10 protein-coding genes are annotated in these 13452 nt (G+C 68.6%); 8 read left to right on the forward strand and 2 right to left on the reverse strand.

Going from position 1 to position 13452, the window contains the following annotated elements:
* Positions 1 to 6: 6 nt before the first annotated feature.
* Positions 7 to 1227 (forward strand): CapA family protein, encoded by a 1221-nt coding sequence (locus HUA76_RS32910; RefSeq protein WP_174453590.1) that lies wholly within the window; start codon positions 7 to 9, stop codon positions 1225 to 1227.
* 8 nt (positions 1228 to 1235) lie between these two features.
* On the opposite strand, the gene HUA76_RS46155 is transcribed toward HUA76_RS32910, so the two are convergent.
* The gene (locus tag HUA76_RS46155; RefSeq protein ID WP_013941470.1) at positions 1236 to 1358 is read right to left on the reverse strand and encodes a hypothetical protein; all 123 of its coding nucleotides are present in this window, start codon (positions 1356 to 1358) and stop codon (positions 1236 to 1238) included.
* A gap of 161 nt (positions 1359 to 1519) precedes the next feature.
* Here HUA76_RS46155 and prfA point away from each other — a divergent pair, with 161 nt between their 5' ends.
* The 4 genes from prfA to HUA76_RS32930 all read left to right on the forward strand — a co-directional run bounded on the left by prfA (position 1520) and on the right by HUA76_RS32930 (position 5314).
* Positions 1520 to 2611: a peptide chain release factor 1 gene (gene prfA, locus HUA76_RS32915; RefSeq protein ID WP_141646539.1), complete on the forward strand. Its 1092-nt coding sequence runs from the start codon at positions 1520 to 1522 to the stop codon at positions 2609 to 2611.
* Positions 2608 to 3489 carry a peptide chain release factor N(5)-glutamine methyltransferase gene (gene prmC / locus HUA76_RS32920; RefSeq protein WP_141646540.1) on the forward strand — a complete coding sequence of 294 codons (882 nt, stop codon included), beginning with the start codon at positions 2608 to 2610 and terminating at the stop codon, positions 3487 to 3489. The genes prfA and prmC overlap by 4 nt, the downstream gene beginning before the upstream one ends.
* A 14-nt stretch (positions 3490 to 3503) precedes the next feature.
* Positions 3504 to 4775: a UDP-N-acetylglucosamine 1-carboxyvinyltransferase gene (gene murA, locus HUA76_RS32925; RefSeq protein ID WP_141646541.1), complete on the forward strand. Its 1272-nt coding sequence runs from the start codon at positions 3504 to 3506 to the stop codon at positions 4773 to 4775.
* A gap of 149 nt (positions 4776 to 4924) precedes the next feature.
* Positions 4925 to 5314: a zf-TFIIB domain-containing protein gene (locus HUA76_RS32930; RefSeq protein ID WP_141646542.1), complete on the forward strand. Its 390-nt coding sequence runs from the start codon at positions 4925 to 4927 to the stop codon at positions 5312 to 5314.
* Positions 5315 to 5341: 27 nt separating this feature from the next.
* On the opposite strand, the gene HUA76_RS32935 is transcribed toward HUA76_RS32930, so the two are convergent.
* Positions 5342 to 6181, reverse strand: coding sequence for a hypothetical protein (locus HUA76_RS32935; protein ID WP_174453588.1), 840 nt, complete (start codon positions 6179 to 6181; stop codon positions 5342 to 5344).
* 175 nt (positions 6182 to 6356) lie between these two features.
* On the opposite strand from HUA76_RS32935, the gene HUA76_RS32940 reads away from it, so the two are divergent.
* The 3 genes from HUA76_RS32940 (at position 6357) to HUA76_RS32950 (ending at position 13348) form a co-directional block, all read left to right on the forward strand.
* On the forward strand, positions 6357 to 8312 hold the full coding sequence (locus HUA76_RS32940; RefSeq protein ID WP_174463129.1) for an ABC transporter substrate-binding protein: 1956 nt from the start codon (positions 6357 to 6359) through the stop codon (positions 8310 to 8312).
* Between the two features lie 470 nt (positions 8313 to 8782).
* Positions 8783 to 12028, forward strand: coding sequence for an ELWxxDGT repeat protein (locus tag HUA76_RS32945; RefSeq protein WP_174463078.1), 3246 nt, complete (start codon positions 8783 to 8785; stop codon positions 12026 to 12028).
* A gap of 432 nt (positions 12029 to 12460) precedes the next feature.
* Entirely contained in the window at positions 12461 to 13348 is an 888-nt protein-coding gene (locus HUA76_RS32950) for an HNH endonuclease (protein ID WP_174463079.1), read from the forward strand.
* Positions 13349 to 13452 lie beyond the last annotated feature (104 nt).

The raw sequence follows: 13452 nt of genomic DNA on the forward strand, positions 1-13452 counted from the left end.
CCGTCCATGCGCCACGCCGCCCTCCTGCTCTTCCTGTTCTCCGCCTGTCATCCCCGGCCCGCCCCCGTGGCGGAGGCCCCTCCCCCCTCCGTGGAGCCCCGTTCTCCAGAGGACGCAGGGCCTCCCGAAAGCCGGGAAGCGACCGATCCGCTGGCCGGCCTCCCGGACGCCGGGCCCCCCGTTCGCCCCATCACCCTCGTCGTAGGCGGGGACGTGACGCTGGGTCACAACCACCAGAAGTACTTCGACGACCAGGTGGCCAAGGGCCGCTCCCGCGAGGAGATGCTCGCCTACGGCTTCAAGGAGGTCCGGGCCCTGGGTGACGCGGCCGACCTCTTCGTCGTCAACCTGGAGTGCCCCTTCACCGAGGGCGGCGAGAAGCTGGCCAAGAACTTCAACTTCCGCGCCCGGCCGGAGCTGGTGGGAGCGCTCGTCGCCGGCGGCGTGGACGTCGTCAGCCTGGCCAACAACCACCTCATGGACTACGGCGCCCAGGGGCTGGTGGACACGCTGGTGACGCTGGAGGCCGCCCGAATCCCCTACTTCGGCGCGGGCAGGACGCTCGCCGAGGCGCGCCGCCCCGCTGTCATCACCGTGGGAGGCGTGAAAGTGGCCCTCCTGGGGTACTTCTTCCTGGGCGAGCGAAACATCGAGCCGCCAGAGGTCTACGCCACGGAGACGACGCCCGGGGTCGCCGGCCACTTCTCCGACGTGGACGTGATGGAGCGCATGCTGCGCGAGGACATCCTCGCAGCGAAGCACCAAGCGGACGTGGTGCTGCCCTTCTTCCACTGGGGTCGCGAGGGCACCTACGTGCCGGAGCCCTACCAGGTGCGACTGGCCCACGCCGCCATCGACGCGGGCGCGGCGGGCGTGCTGGGCAGCCACCCCCACGTGCTCCAGGCGATGGAGCTGCACCGGGGGGCGCCCGTCGTCTACTCGCTGGGCAACTTCGTCTTCGGAGGCAACTGGAACCCGCGCGACAAGCGGGGCGCCCTGTGGAAGGGCCGCTTCGGTCCGGGGGGCTACCTCTCCAGCGAGGTCTTGCCGCTGCGCACGGACCGCTTCCCGGAGCTCCCCTTCCAGCCCGTGCCCGTCACCGGGGAGGCAGCCGAGGAGGTGCTGCGACTGCTGGCCAACAGCTCTTCGGGGGTGGAGCGGATGCTCCCCGAGCTGGAGCCGTGGGCAAGGCCGTCTCCCTCCCCCGCGACTGGCGGGAGGGAGTAACCGGAGCGTCAGACCTTGTTGTTGGACTGGCCCTTCTTGGCGCGGCTACGGCGGCGCTTCAGCTGGGCCTTCCGGCCCTTGGCACGGTTGGCGACCTTCTTCTTGGAACGATTTCCCTTCTGGGCGGGCATGTGGAAGGACTCCGTGTGGTGATGTGAAACCGACCGCCAAGTGGATCCGGCGGTGAGGGCGGCCCTTCTTTCATGCTACCGCCCGAGCGGCCAAGGAATTTCTTGACTCCGTCCTCCCTTGCCAGCAGCCGGACAAAGGGGCAATACCCCCTGGAACGACGATGATTGACAAACTTGAAGACGTCGAGCGCCGGTTCGAACGCCTCACCGCGGACCTGTCGAACCCCGACGTCCTCGCCGACTCGGCGAGGCTTCAGAAGGTCTCCAAGGAGCGGGCGGGCCTGGAGAAGCTGGTGGACACATTCCGCACGTACCGCCAAGTGCTCGCCGACCTCAAGGAAGTGGATGTGTGGCTCGACGCCGGCAGCGCCGACGAGAAGAGCTATGCGCGCGAGGCCCTGCCCGGACTGAAGGAGCAGCGCGACAGCCTGGAGAGCAGCCTCAAGCTGTTGCTCCTGCCCAAGGATCCAAATGACGAGAAGAACGTCATCCTGGAGATTCGCGCGGGCGCGGGCGGCGACGAGGCGGCGCTGTTCGCGGAGGAGGTCATGCAGATGTACCTCCGGTACGCGGATCAGCGGGGCTGGAAGTCGGACATCATCGACATGAGCGCTGGCAACGCGGGCGGGGTGAAGGACGCCACCGTGACGCTGTCCGGCGACGCCGTCTTCAGCAACCTGAAGTACGAATCCGGCGTGCACCGCGTCCAGCGCGTGCCCGCGACGGAGACTCAGGGCCGCATCCACACCTCCACCATCACCGTGGCCGTCATGCCGGAGGCGGAGGAAGTGGACGTGAAGCTCAACGAGGCGGACATCGACCGCCAGGCGATGCGCTCCACCGGCGCGGGCGGGCAGAGCGTCAACACCACGGACTCCGCGGTGCGCCTCACCCACCGGCCCACGGGCATCGTCGTGAAGTGCCAGCAGGAGAAGAGCCAGCTGAAGAACTACAACATGGCCCTTCGCATGCTGCGCGCGAAGATCTACGAGATGGAGCAGGAGCGCATCCGCGCCGAGCGCGACTCCACGCGCCGCTCGCAGGTGGGCACCGGCGACCGCAGCGAGAAGATCCGCACCTACAACTTCCCGCAGGACCGGCTGACGGACCACCGCATCGGCCTCACGGTGCACAACCTGCCCGCCGTGATGATGGGCGACATCGAGGACATCATCACCGCCTGTCGGACCTTCTACCAGGCGGAGGCGCTCAAGGCTCAGATGGGCGGCCCGAGGCCCCAGTCCGAAGCATGAGCAGCGAGACCTGGACCATCCGCAAGGTCCTCACCTGGACGACACAGCACTTCGAGAAGCGGCAGGTGGATGCGCCGCGACTCACGGCGGAAATCCTCCTGTCTCACGTGCTGAAGACGGGGCGCGTGCGACTGTACGTGGACCTGGACCGCCCCCTGTCCAAGGAGGAGCTGACCGCCTTCCGCGCGCTGATTGAACGGCGCCTGGCGGGAGAGCCCACGCAGTACCTCACCGGTACGCGCGAGTTCTACAACCGCGCCTACAAGGTGGACGCCCGCGTCCTCATCCCCCGGCCGGAGACGGAGCTGCTCGTCCAGGCGGCCCTGCGCGTGCTGCCCAAGGACTCGCCTGCTCGCGCGCTCGACGTGTGCACGGGCTCCGGCTGCATCGCCATCAGCCTCGCCGCCGAGCGCCCCCAGCTCGCCGTGACGGCCACGGACCTGTCTCCGGATGCGTGCGCCCTGGCGCGTGAGAACGCGGAGACGCTCAAGGTCTCCGAGCGGGTGACGGTGCTCCAGGGAGACCTGTTCTCCCCGCTGCCCGCCGACGCGAGCTTCCACGTCATCGTCTCCAACCCTCCCTACATCGCCTCGCACGAGATTCCCGGCCTGTCCGCGGAGGTGCGGCGCGAGCCCAGGCTGGCGCTCGACGGTGGGAAGGACGGCCTGGTCGCCCTCCGGCGGGTGGTGACGGAGGCGCGCAAGTGGCTGGAGCCTGGCGGCCTCCTTGCATTGGAGATGGGTGAGACGCAGGGCGCCGCGGTCCTGGAGCTGCTGCGCGCGGCCGGTTACGAGGACGCGCGGGTGGAGAAGGACCTGGAGCGGCGGGAGCGCATGGCATTTGGGACACAGCCCGCGGCCAGCGGGCCACAGGGCTGAGGGCCGGAAACAGCATGGACAAGATTGTGATGAAGGGCGGCGCGGAGCTGCACGGCGAGGTCGTCGTCTCGGGCGCGAAGAACGCGGCGCTGCCCATCCTCGCCTCCGCGCTGCTGGCGGATGGCACCTCCACCTTCCGCAACGTGCCGGACCTGGCTGACGTGGTCACCATGCTCAAGGTGCTGCGCACCATGGGCTGCGACGCGGAGCGGCTCACCGGCCGGAAGAAGGACGTGTGCGAGGTGGGCGTCAACGGGGCCATCACCCCGGAGGCCCCCTACGATTTGGTGAAGACGATGCGCGCCAGCGTGCTGGTGCTGGGCCCGCTCGTCGCGCGCTTCGGTCGCGCGCGGGTGTCCATGCCCGGCGGGTGCGCCATCGGCGCACGCCCCATCGACCAGCACCTCAAGGGCCTCAAGGCCCTGGGCGCGGACATCACCCTGACGGAAGGCTACGTGGAGGCCCGGGCTAAGCAGCTCAAGGGCGGCACCGTCAACTTCGACGTCATCACCGTCACCGGCACGGAGAACGTGCTGATGGCGGCCGTGCTGGCCAAGGGCCGCACCGTGATGGAGAACTGCGCGCGCGAGCCCGAAATCGAGGAGCTGGCCCGGGTGCTCAACAAGATGGGCGCCCGGATTGAAGGCGCCGGGACGTCCATCATCACCATCGAAGGCGTGGAGGGCCTCACGCCCGTGGACCACGCCATCCTCCCGGACCGCATCGAAGCGGGCACCCTGCTGGTGGCCGCGGCCATCTCCGGTGGCAACGTCCTGGTGAAACACGCCGTCCCCGAACACCTGGACGCCGTCATCGACAAGCTGCGCGAGGCCGGGTGCACCCTCACCGCCGAGGCCGGGGGCCTGCGCTGCAAGGCCCCTCGCACCCTCAACTCGGTGAACATCACCACCACCGAACATCCTGGGTTTCCCACCGACATGCAGGCGCAGCTCATGGCGCTGATGTGTGTGAGCCATGGGACATCCGTCATCAGCGAAAACATCTTCGAGAACCGCTTCATGCACGTTCCGGAGCTGCACCGACTGGGGGCGGACATCACTGTTCAGGGGCACACGGCGGTGGTGAAGGGCGTGAAGACCCTCAGTGGCGCACCCGTCATGGCGACAGACCTGCGGGCGAGCGCTTCGCTCATCCTGGCGGGCCTGCGCGCCGAGGGGCGTACGGACGTCAGCCGCGTCTACCACCTGGACCGCGGCTACGAGCGCCTGGAGCGCAAGCTGCGTGCCCTGGGGGCGGACATCCGGCGCGTGAAAGCAAAGGCCTGAGGGACCGGGGGACACGGGGCCGAACGACCCCAGAAGGCGCGTTGCCAACAGAAGCGGCAACCTGGGTTGCATCCCAAAATTCGCACGACCTATCATTCTCCGAACCACTGGGGACGTGTGTCCCCCATTGAAGGAGATTGACCCGCGCCATGGATTGCCCCAGCTGCAACGTCGAGATGGTTGATCTCGAGGGGGATGACCAGACGTTGCGAAGGTGTGGAGATTGCGGCGGACTGTGGATTGACGTCGCGGACCTGAACCGGGTCCTCCTCCACAACAACCTCCCCGGGCTGGAGAGCCAGGGCGGCAAGGTAGATGCACAGGCATTGACCGGTCAGTGCCCTGAATGTCTGGTCGATCTGGTCCGCGTGGATGGCGGCGACCGCCAGCATCCCCTGCACTACGACACCTGCGAATCCTGCGGTGGCATCTTCCTGGAGTCGGAGTTCGAGGACGCCACCGATGTGAAGGTCGCCGTCGAGGAGATCATCGCGTTCTTCCGCCACTTTGGTGGCAAGAAGAAGGCGGCCTCCCTCTAGACGGCCCACCGGGCAGTCGCAGCCGGTTCAGGGTTGGCCGCGGAAGGCGCGGCCCCACTCCTCGGCCACCGCGCCGTCGAGTTCCAGTGTGGCTCCAGCCGAGGTGGCCCCTTCCGGGGCGGCCTTCTGGAGGCGCGCCGTCACCTTTCCGCGCTTGGGCACCTCCAGCGTGAGTCGAGAACCCGACAGGGCATAGGTGCCCGTCACGGCGCTCGGCTCACCGCCCTCCAGCGGCTCGTGGGCGAAGCGGTACGTCCCGTCGACGTAGAACGAGAGGAAGCGGTCCGGGGCGCCGTCCAGGCCGCTGAACCACGTCCCCAACAGGGGCGCCAGGCGCGAGTCGTAGCGCAGGCGCGGCGCGAGCCACGTGCCGTTGAGCGCCTTGCCCCCCGAGTAGAAGATCAAATCGGTGACGCAGACAGGGGCGGCCTCGCCGGAACCCGGGAAGCGCTCCGCCACCTCGAGCGTGAAGCGGTTGCCCCTCAGGGACGGGCTGATGGGGACGACCTGCAGGCCGCGCTTGTCCTCCACCTTGAGGCTCTTGGCGGAGTCCACGCTGGTGAGGGTGAGCTTCTTCGCGCGGGCGTGGGCCTTGTACGAGGCCTTGTCCGTCCCATCACCGGTGTAGACGCGCACCTCGTCGATGGTGACGACGTCCTTGAAACCGATGGTGACGGGGGCCGGGGTGGCGCCCGTGGCGCACCAGGCCGTGGAGTCGCGACCGTCGAGCAGGTGGAGGGGCGAGTAACGCTCGGGCTGGCGCTCTCGCTCCAGGTAGTCGGCGGCCTGGGCATACCCCGGCGGGGCGTTGGACGCGGCGGGGGCGGCGGAGGCGAGCAGCAACAAGGCGAGGGGGAGGCGGCTCATGCGCCCATCTTTGATCGCACCGCGAGGGTGGCTCCAGTCCCCGACCAGGAAGGCCGTCTGGAGGGGCCCGGGGTGGGCCTTTCGTCACGGATGAAAGCACGGGCCCGGGTGTTGGGGTGCTTGACACCCGGACGCCGCGGGGAAGTGATGCGGCCCGATGCGGAGAGAAAACGTGATGCGACGCTGGGGGTGGGTCTGTGTGCTGGCCGCGACGCTGGTCGCCTGCAAGGACGACAAGCCGAGCGAGGTGCCCGACGCGGGGCCCGTGGAGACGGGGCCATCCGCCCTCACGGAGCAGGAGCCCAACGAGCGGCCCGAGCAGGCCCTGACGATTACGCGGGACAGCACGGTGACGGCGGACCTGGCGGCCCAGCCGAACGAGGCGGACGAGGACTGGTATCGGCTCGCGCCCCCTGCCCCCCGCGTGGCGGACGTCACCGTGTCCGGGTTGCCCGGCGGAGACATCACCCTGGAGGTCTATGACCGGGACCGCAACCGGCTGGCCTCCATCAACAGCGAGGGCGACGGCAAGCCGGAGCGCTTCCCCAACCTCTACGTGGACGGCGAGCGCTGGGTGCGCGTGGCGCCCGCGCGCAAGGGCGTGGGCGGGGCCTACACGCTCAGCGTGAAGATGCGCGCCGCGAATGACGGCGAGGAGCACGAGCCCAACGACAGGGCCGTGGACGCGATTGCGCTCCCCCTGGGCCAGACGGTGACGGCGTTCCTGGGCCACGCGGGCGACGAGGACTGGTACCGGGTGGAGCTGCCGGAGACCGCCGCGCCCACGAGCGCGCCCGCGGCGAACGACGCGGACTCGGGTGCCGAGGGCACCGTGCCCCCCGGAGCTGCGGCTCCAGGGAACGTGCCCACCCAGGGAGCAACGCCTCCTCCGAGCCCGGTGCCTGGCGCGGAGAGCGGCGCGGCCACGGGGACGCCCGAGGAAGGTGCGGCCCCTCTGGACACGCCCCCCTCCCCCACGGGCACGTTCGGTGGAGGTGAGCCCGCCGCCGCGCCGACTCCGGAGACGGGCGTGGCGCAAATCACGGATGCGGGGGTGGCGGCGCCTCCGCCCGAGCCTCCCTCGGTGGCGCTGAAAATCGACCTGTCCGCGGTGGAGGGCGTGCGGCCGGAAATCTCGGTGCTGTCCGCGGCCGAGGCGCCGCTGTTCTCGCTGCGTGGCAAGGAGGGCGAGGCCCTGTCGCTGCGCAACATCGGGGTGCGTGCGACGGACCGGGTCGTCTACGTGGTGGTGAAGGGCGGCTGGACGGGGGCGGGCAAGGAAGCGCGCCGCACGTTCAATGCGAGCACGCCGTACACGCTCACCGTGACGCAGGAGGAGGCCGGAGCGAACGCGGAGCTGGAGCCCAATGACGAGCTGCACAAGGCCACGCCGCTGACGGCCGGTGGGTACCGCGAGGGGTTCCTGGCGCCCAAGGGAGACGTGGACCACTTCGTGCTGCGCACGACGGAGCCGGTGCTGGCGAAGGTGGAGCTGTCCGGCGTGGAGCGACTGGACCTGGTGCTGTCCATGGTGGAGCCAGCCCAGGGTGATGGGCAGTCGGAGACGGTGCTCCTGCGCGCCAATGACGGCGCGCTCAAGGAGCCCGAGCGCCTCAACAACGTCTCGTGCACCGGCGCCTGCTACTTCCGCGTGGAGGGCGCGTCGCGCAAGGTGGAGGGCAAGTGGGTGAAGGACTTCGAGAACGCGGAGCAGCCCTACCGCATCAGCGTCTCCACGGTGCCGGACAACGGTGGCGAGGAGCGCGAGCCGAACAACACGGTGGACCGCGCGCAGGAGCTCGCGCTCGGCAAGGCGGTGCGCGGCACGGTGTTCCCGGTGAAGGACTCGGACTACTACCGCGTGGACCTGTCGGACCGGCCGGTGCGCACGCCGCTGAGGGCGACGCTCTTGGGCATCCTCAAGGTCGACGTGGGCCTGTACCTGCATCGCGTGCAGCCGGATGGGAAGTTGTCGCTCGTGCAGACAGCGGACCGCGCCAAGGGAGACCAGCCGGAGAGCATCCGGTACAGCGCGGAGCCCGGCGTCTACATCTTCGAGGTGCGTGACGCGAAGAACCGCGAGGCCAACTTCCAGGACTCGTACCAGCTCACCGTCGAAGAGGGCGAGTAGCCGAGGCGGAGGGCTACGCGCGGCCCAGGGCCGACGGGGAGAACACCTCCCCGTGGAGGGGGCGGGTTCTTCCATGACAACCGATGGTGAGCCCTGGGCTTGAAGTACGAGGCCCCCTTGGGTCGTCTCCGCCAACTTCGTGATGGCAGACGTCTGGGATTACTCCTTCTCGCACGGGGAGCGGTGAGAGCCGAGGACTCGGCGTCATGTTCGACGCGATGAAGAGCCGAGGACTCGTCACGCGCGCGTCAATTCATGAAGATGCGCGCATGAGACCGAATGGAGCGCTGTGGGGTGCGCTGTGGGTGTTGGCGGGGAGTTGTAGTCCGGTGATGTCGGAGGGCGGGGTGCCGGTCGAGCGCCACTCACCCGTTCTGGAATCACGGCTGCAATCACGTCCGGACTCCTGGCCAGCGTATCCGGTGAGAGATATTGGCGAAGTGCCCCTGGAGTTCCAGGATCGTCGCGCCATGCCTTGGACGTATACGTATCCCGCGTACGCCACGGAGGTGATGCTCTTCGCGGCGGCCCGCTCTCCCTACGGAAAAGAGCTTTGGGTCAGCGACGGAAGCCGGGAAGGGACCCGCGTGATGAAGGACATCGCGGTCGGCCCTGACAGCGCCTACTTGGGCGACATGACAGTCCTGGGAAGGAACCTGCTCTTCCTCGCGGGGGACGGACCTTATTTCTCAGGAGGAATCGCCTCGGACATGGCCTTGTGGAAGACAGATGGCACGGCGGCGGGCACCGTCAAGGTGAGGGAGCTGCTGACTGGAGAGGAGTACGGAAGCTCGGCGGTGTTCCCGGGCTTCGGTTTCAACGACCAGGCGCTCCTCGTGGTGAATCGCTCTCAAGGGCAGGGCGAGCTCTGGGCCACTGATGGAACGCCCGGGGGGAGTCACCTGCTGACAGACTCCTCGGGGAGCGCGAACAGGGTGAGCTTCGGCAGCGGCTCGTTCGAGCTCGCGGGCGTGAGGTACGTCACCGCCTCTCAGGCCGGCGTGCCGCGCCGCCGTTTGTGGCGGACCGATTTCACTCCCGCCGGCACCGCCTTGGCCCTCCATGGCGAGACGCCCTATGGCATGCAGGCGTTCCTGCCTCTCGGACAGTACGCCTACATGTTCGCGTCGGATCCCACCCGCGGCCACGAACTCTGGCGAACGGATGGAACGGATACGGGAACGACGCTCGTGAAGGACATCAACCCGGGCCCTCTCAATGGCATCCCCAACTGGCAATACACCGGCATGCCCGCCAGCAGCTCCATGGTGCGAATCGACGGCACCCTCTACTTCACGGGTGTCGATCAGGAAGAGAATGTAGAGCTCTGGAAGAGTGACGGGACGGAAGCAGGGACCGTGCTCGTGAAGGATATCTGCCCGGGCACCACGGGGTCCTATCTCCACTCGTTCCGGAACATGAATGGCATTCTCTACTTCGTGGCGACCTCGGGCTATACGACGATTCCAGGCCCCACCGAAGACGACCCCACCACCACGCTCTGGGACACGGAGCTGTGGCGCAGCGACGGCACGACGGCGGGAACGTACCGGGTGAAGGATATCAACCCAGGCCCGAGACGCGGCGTGGTCAGCGGCCTCTGGGTCGTGGATCTCCGCCTCTACTTCCAGGGACAGACGCCCGAGCATGGTGTCGAGCTGTGGACGAGCGACGGAACCGAGGAAGGGACCTTCATGGTGAAGGACGTCGCACCCGGCCCGCTCGACTCGATGGCCGAGATCGCGGGTTGGGATGACGGGCGCATCTATTTCTACGCCGACGTGGATGGGAACAACCGCACCTACTCGGGCACCTGGCTTTGGGTGACGGACGGGACGCCGGGTGGCGCGGTCCCCGTGAAGCATGTCACCGCGGCCTCCACTCCATCGCATCCGCAGCACCTGACCGATGTGGATGGCACCCTCGTGTTCTGGGCACAGGAAGGCACGCTCGACACGTTCCGGCTCTGGAAGAGCCAGGGCGCACGCAGTGGGACGGTGCGAATCTCCGACCTGGATCCGGGCGGAAAGGTCACCTCCGAGCAGCGTTTCGCGCTGACGGCGTTCCGCGGTCGCGTGTACTTCACGGCCCGGGACGGCGCGGCCTGGACCATCTGGTCCTCGGGCCTCACGCCGGGAAGCCAGACGCGGGTGACAGGGGGCGAGCTCGTCGGCTCGCCCGTGGCCCTGGGCGAGTGGCTGTACTTCCTCGCGAGCGCCGATGGCGCCGTGGCGCTCTGGCGGGTCGGTGCGGCGGGAACAGGCGCCGAGCGTGTCGCCGAGTTGGGAACCGCCAGCGGCAAGCGCTTCGGTCCGCTGGGGACCTTCGGCGGCTCGCTTTTCTTCGGCGTGGGCGCGGGCCTTCAGTCCACGCTGTGGAAGAGTGACGGGACGCCCGTGGGGACGGGGCCGCTCGAGGTCCTCCATCCGCTGGGCGACATGCCCGCGTTCTCTTTCGTCGAATCGAACGGGTCGCTCTATTTCCTGGCCTCGTCGACGACGGCCAACGTCCGCGGCCTCTGGAAAAGCGATGGAACAGCGGAAGGGACAGCGCCCGTCACCTCCTTGAACACGTCGTCTGATATCAGCCGCCCTGCCCTGTCGCTCATCGGCGGACGCCTCGTGGCCCACGTCGAGGGGCGCATCTGGGCGAGCGATGGCACGGCGGCGGGCACGGTCGCCATCAGCCCTTCCGGCCTCACCCTGTCGGGAGAACGCCCCGTGGTGGCTGGCACCCTCGCCTACTTCACCGCGAAGGATGCCACCACCGGCTGGGAGCTGTGGAAGACGGACGGCACCGTGGCGGGAACGACCCTGGTGATGGATGTCCAGCCAGGCCCCACGGGCTCCAATCCCGAGCAACTGCGCGCCTTGGGGAACCGGCTCGTGTTCTCCGCCTGGGATGGCGTGTCGGGCTTCGAGCCCTGGACGACGGATGGGACGCTGGCCGGGACTCACAGACTCGCGGATGTGCAGCCCGGGGACCCAGGTTCGACGCCACGGTCCTTCATGCCCGCCGGCGACCACCTCTACTTCACCGCCGACCTGGATGAGCGAGGACGTGAGCTGTGGGCCGTGGGCCCCGAGCACTTCGACACGGTCCCCCCTTCCATCACCTGCCCGGCGGACGTGGTGGTGGACGCGGGAGGCCGAGCCAGGCGCTATGTCGAATTCGGCATGGCGGAGGCCTGGGATGACGTCTCCGAGGTCGAGGTGACCTCGTTGCCCCGCTCCGTCACCCGGTTCACCGTGGGCACGACGCCCGTGGTGTTCACCGCCCGGGACGGCGCGGGCAATACCGCGACGTGTGAGATGCGGGTGACGGTGCTGGGCCCTCCCTCGTCCGAGGATGGAGGCACCACGCTTCCCGACGCGGGAGTGCACACGCCCGACTCCGGTCCGGAGGCAACGGACGCAGGAGAGGAGCCTTCCGACGCCGGTACAGTTTCCCCGGACGCGGGTGACGGATTTCCGGATGCGGGGGCTGTGTCCTCCGACGCGGGTGACGGAGTCCCGGATGCAGGGGCCGTGTCCCCCGATGCGGGCCCAGGTGGGGCTGATGCGGGACACGAACCGGACATCACGCGCGACGAGCCGAAGGGCGGCGGATGCTCCACGAGCCCGACGGGCCTCTCGCTGCTCTGGGGCTTGCTGTTCCTGATGGGAGGCCCCCTGCGACGTCAACGGGGCGCGCGCGGCCACGACGCCCCGCACTAGCCTCATCGACCCACCACTCCGACGGGCGCCTCGCACGGGCGCCCGTCTCAAGGACCACGGGACTTGAACCCGTGGGCAGGGCGATAGGAAGCATCCAGCAGGACGCGCTGTTACCCGCAATCGCCGTGAGCTCACGTCGGTTCTTGTGCCGCCCCATCCCGTCTCGCCCCGTCTTGTCCCGTCTTGTCCCGCTGTAGGGGCAACACTGGGGCACTTGCGGCCTTCCCTCTCATGCGCCCTCGCAGCCTGGCGCCCTCACCTTCAACGTGAGGTCTGTGTCACGTCGAGAGATGACCTGCCCCGCTCAATCCTCTCAAGGCCCCGCCGTACGGCGTTCGCCGGACGAATACGAACTGTCGTCGATAGGTGGCCGGCGTGCATTCCCCCGGACATGGCTCTAACCTGGTGCCGGACCAGCACGGGCATGGAGTCATGACGAAGGCCGCCTTCACCACCTCGGAGAGCTCGGCGTACGACGACCAGCCGGAGGTGCGCTACCACTTCCCGAAGACGTACCTGAACGAGGTGAAGGCCGCCGTCGGTGACTTCATCGTCTATTACGAGCCGCGCCGCACCGAGGGCGCCAGCAGCCGGACCGGTCGCCAGTCATACTTCGCCGTCGCCCGAGTGCTTCGAATCGAAGAGGACCCGGCAAAGGCGGGCCACTACTACGCCCATATCGACTCCTTCCTCGAGTTCGAACACGCAGTGCCGTTCAGCGAGGGGGCGCACTACTACGAAGCCAGGCTGAAGAAGGCAGATGGCAGCACCAACAAGGGTGCCTTCGGCCGCTCCGTCCGCCCCCTGAGCGACGACGAGTTCGAGGCCATCCTCCACGCGGGCTTCATGCGCGAGCTGGCCACATGGGAGCGCACGCCCACCGGTGTCGAGGAGCCACCGCCCGTCTACGCCGAGCGCCCCATCATCGAGCAGGTCATTCACCGCCCCTTCCGCGAGGCCTCCTTCCGGCGCCGCGTCCGCCAAGCCTACTCGGAGACATGCGCCGTCTCGGGGCTGCGCCTCATCAACGGCGGCGGTCGCCCCGAGGTCCAGGCCGCCCACATCCAGCCCGTGGCAGACCAGGGGCCGGACTCCGTGCGCAACGGCCTCGCGCTGACGGGTACGGCCCACTGGCTCTTCGACCGGGGGCTGCTCTCCGTCGGCGAGGACCACCGCATCCTCCTCGCGCGCAGCGGCGTACCCGAGGACGTGGGCCGGCTCATCCACTCGAACCGGCAGCTGCGGCTCCCCCGGCGCGAGGAGTGGCGGCCCCACCCCAGCTACCTGAAGTGGCACCGCGAGCACGTCTTCAAGGGGTAGCCAGAGGCCCGACCGTGCCTGCCCGCGGGCTCGCACCTGCAGGCGGGCGACGACTCCTTCTGGATGTCTCTCGGCATCCCTGACCGGAGGCGGCGGTGTCGGGA

Source organism: Myxococcus sp. CA056 (assembly GCF_013336715.1).
Taxonomy (GTDB): domain Bacteria; phylum Myxococcota; class Myxococcia; order Myxococcales; family Myxococcaceae; genus Myxococcus; species Myxococcus llanfairpwllgwyngyllgogerychwyrndrobwllllantysiliogogogochensis.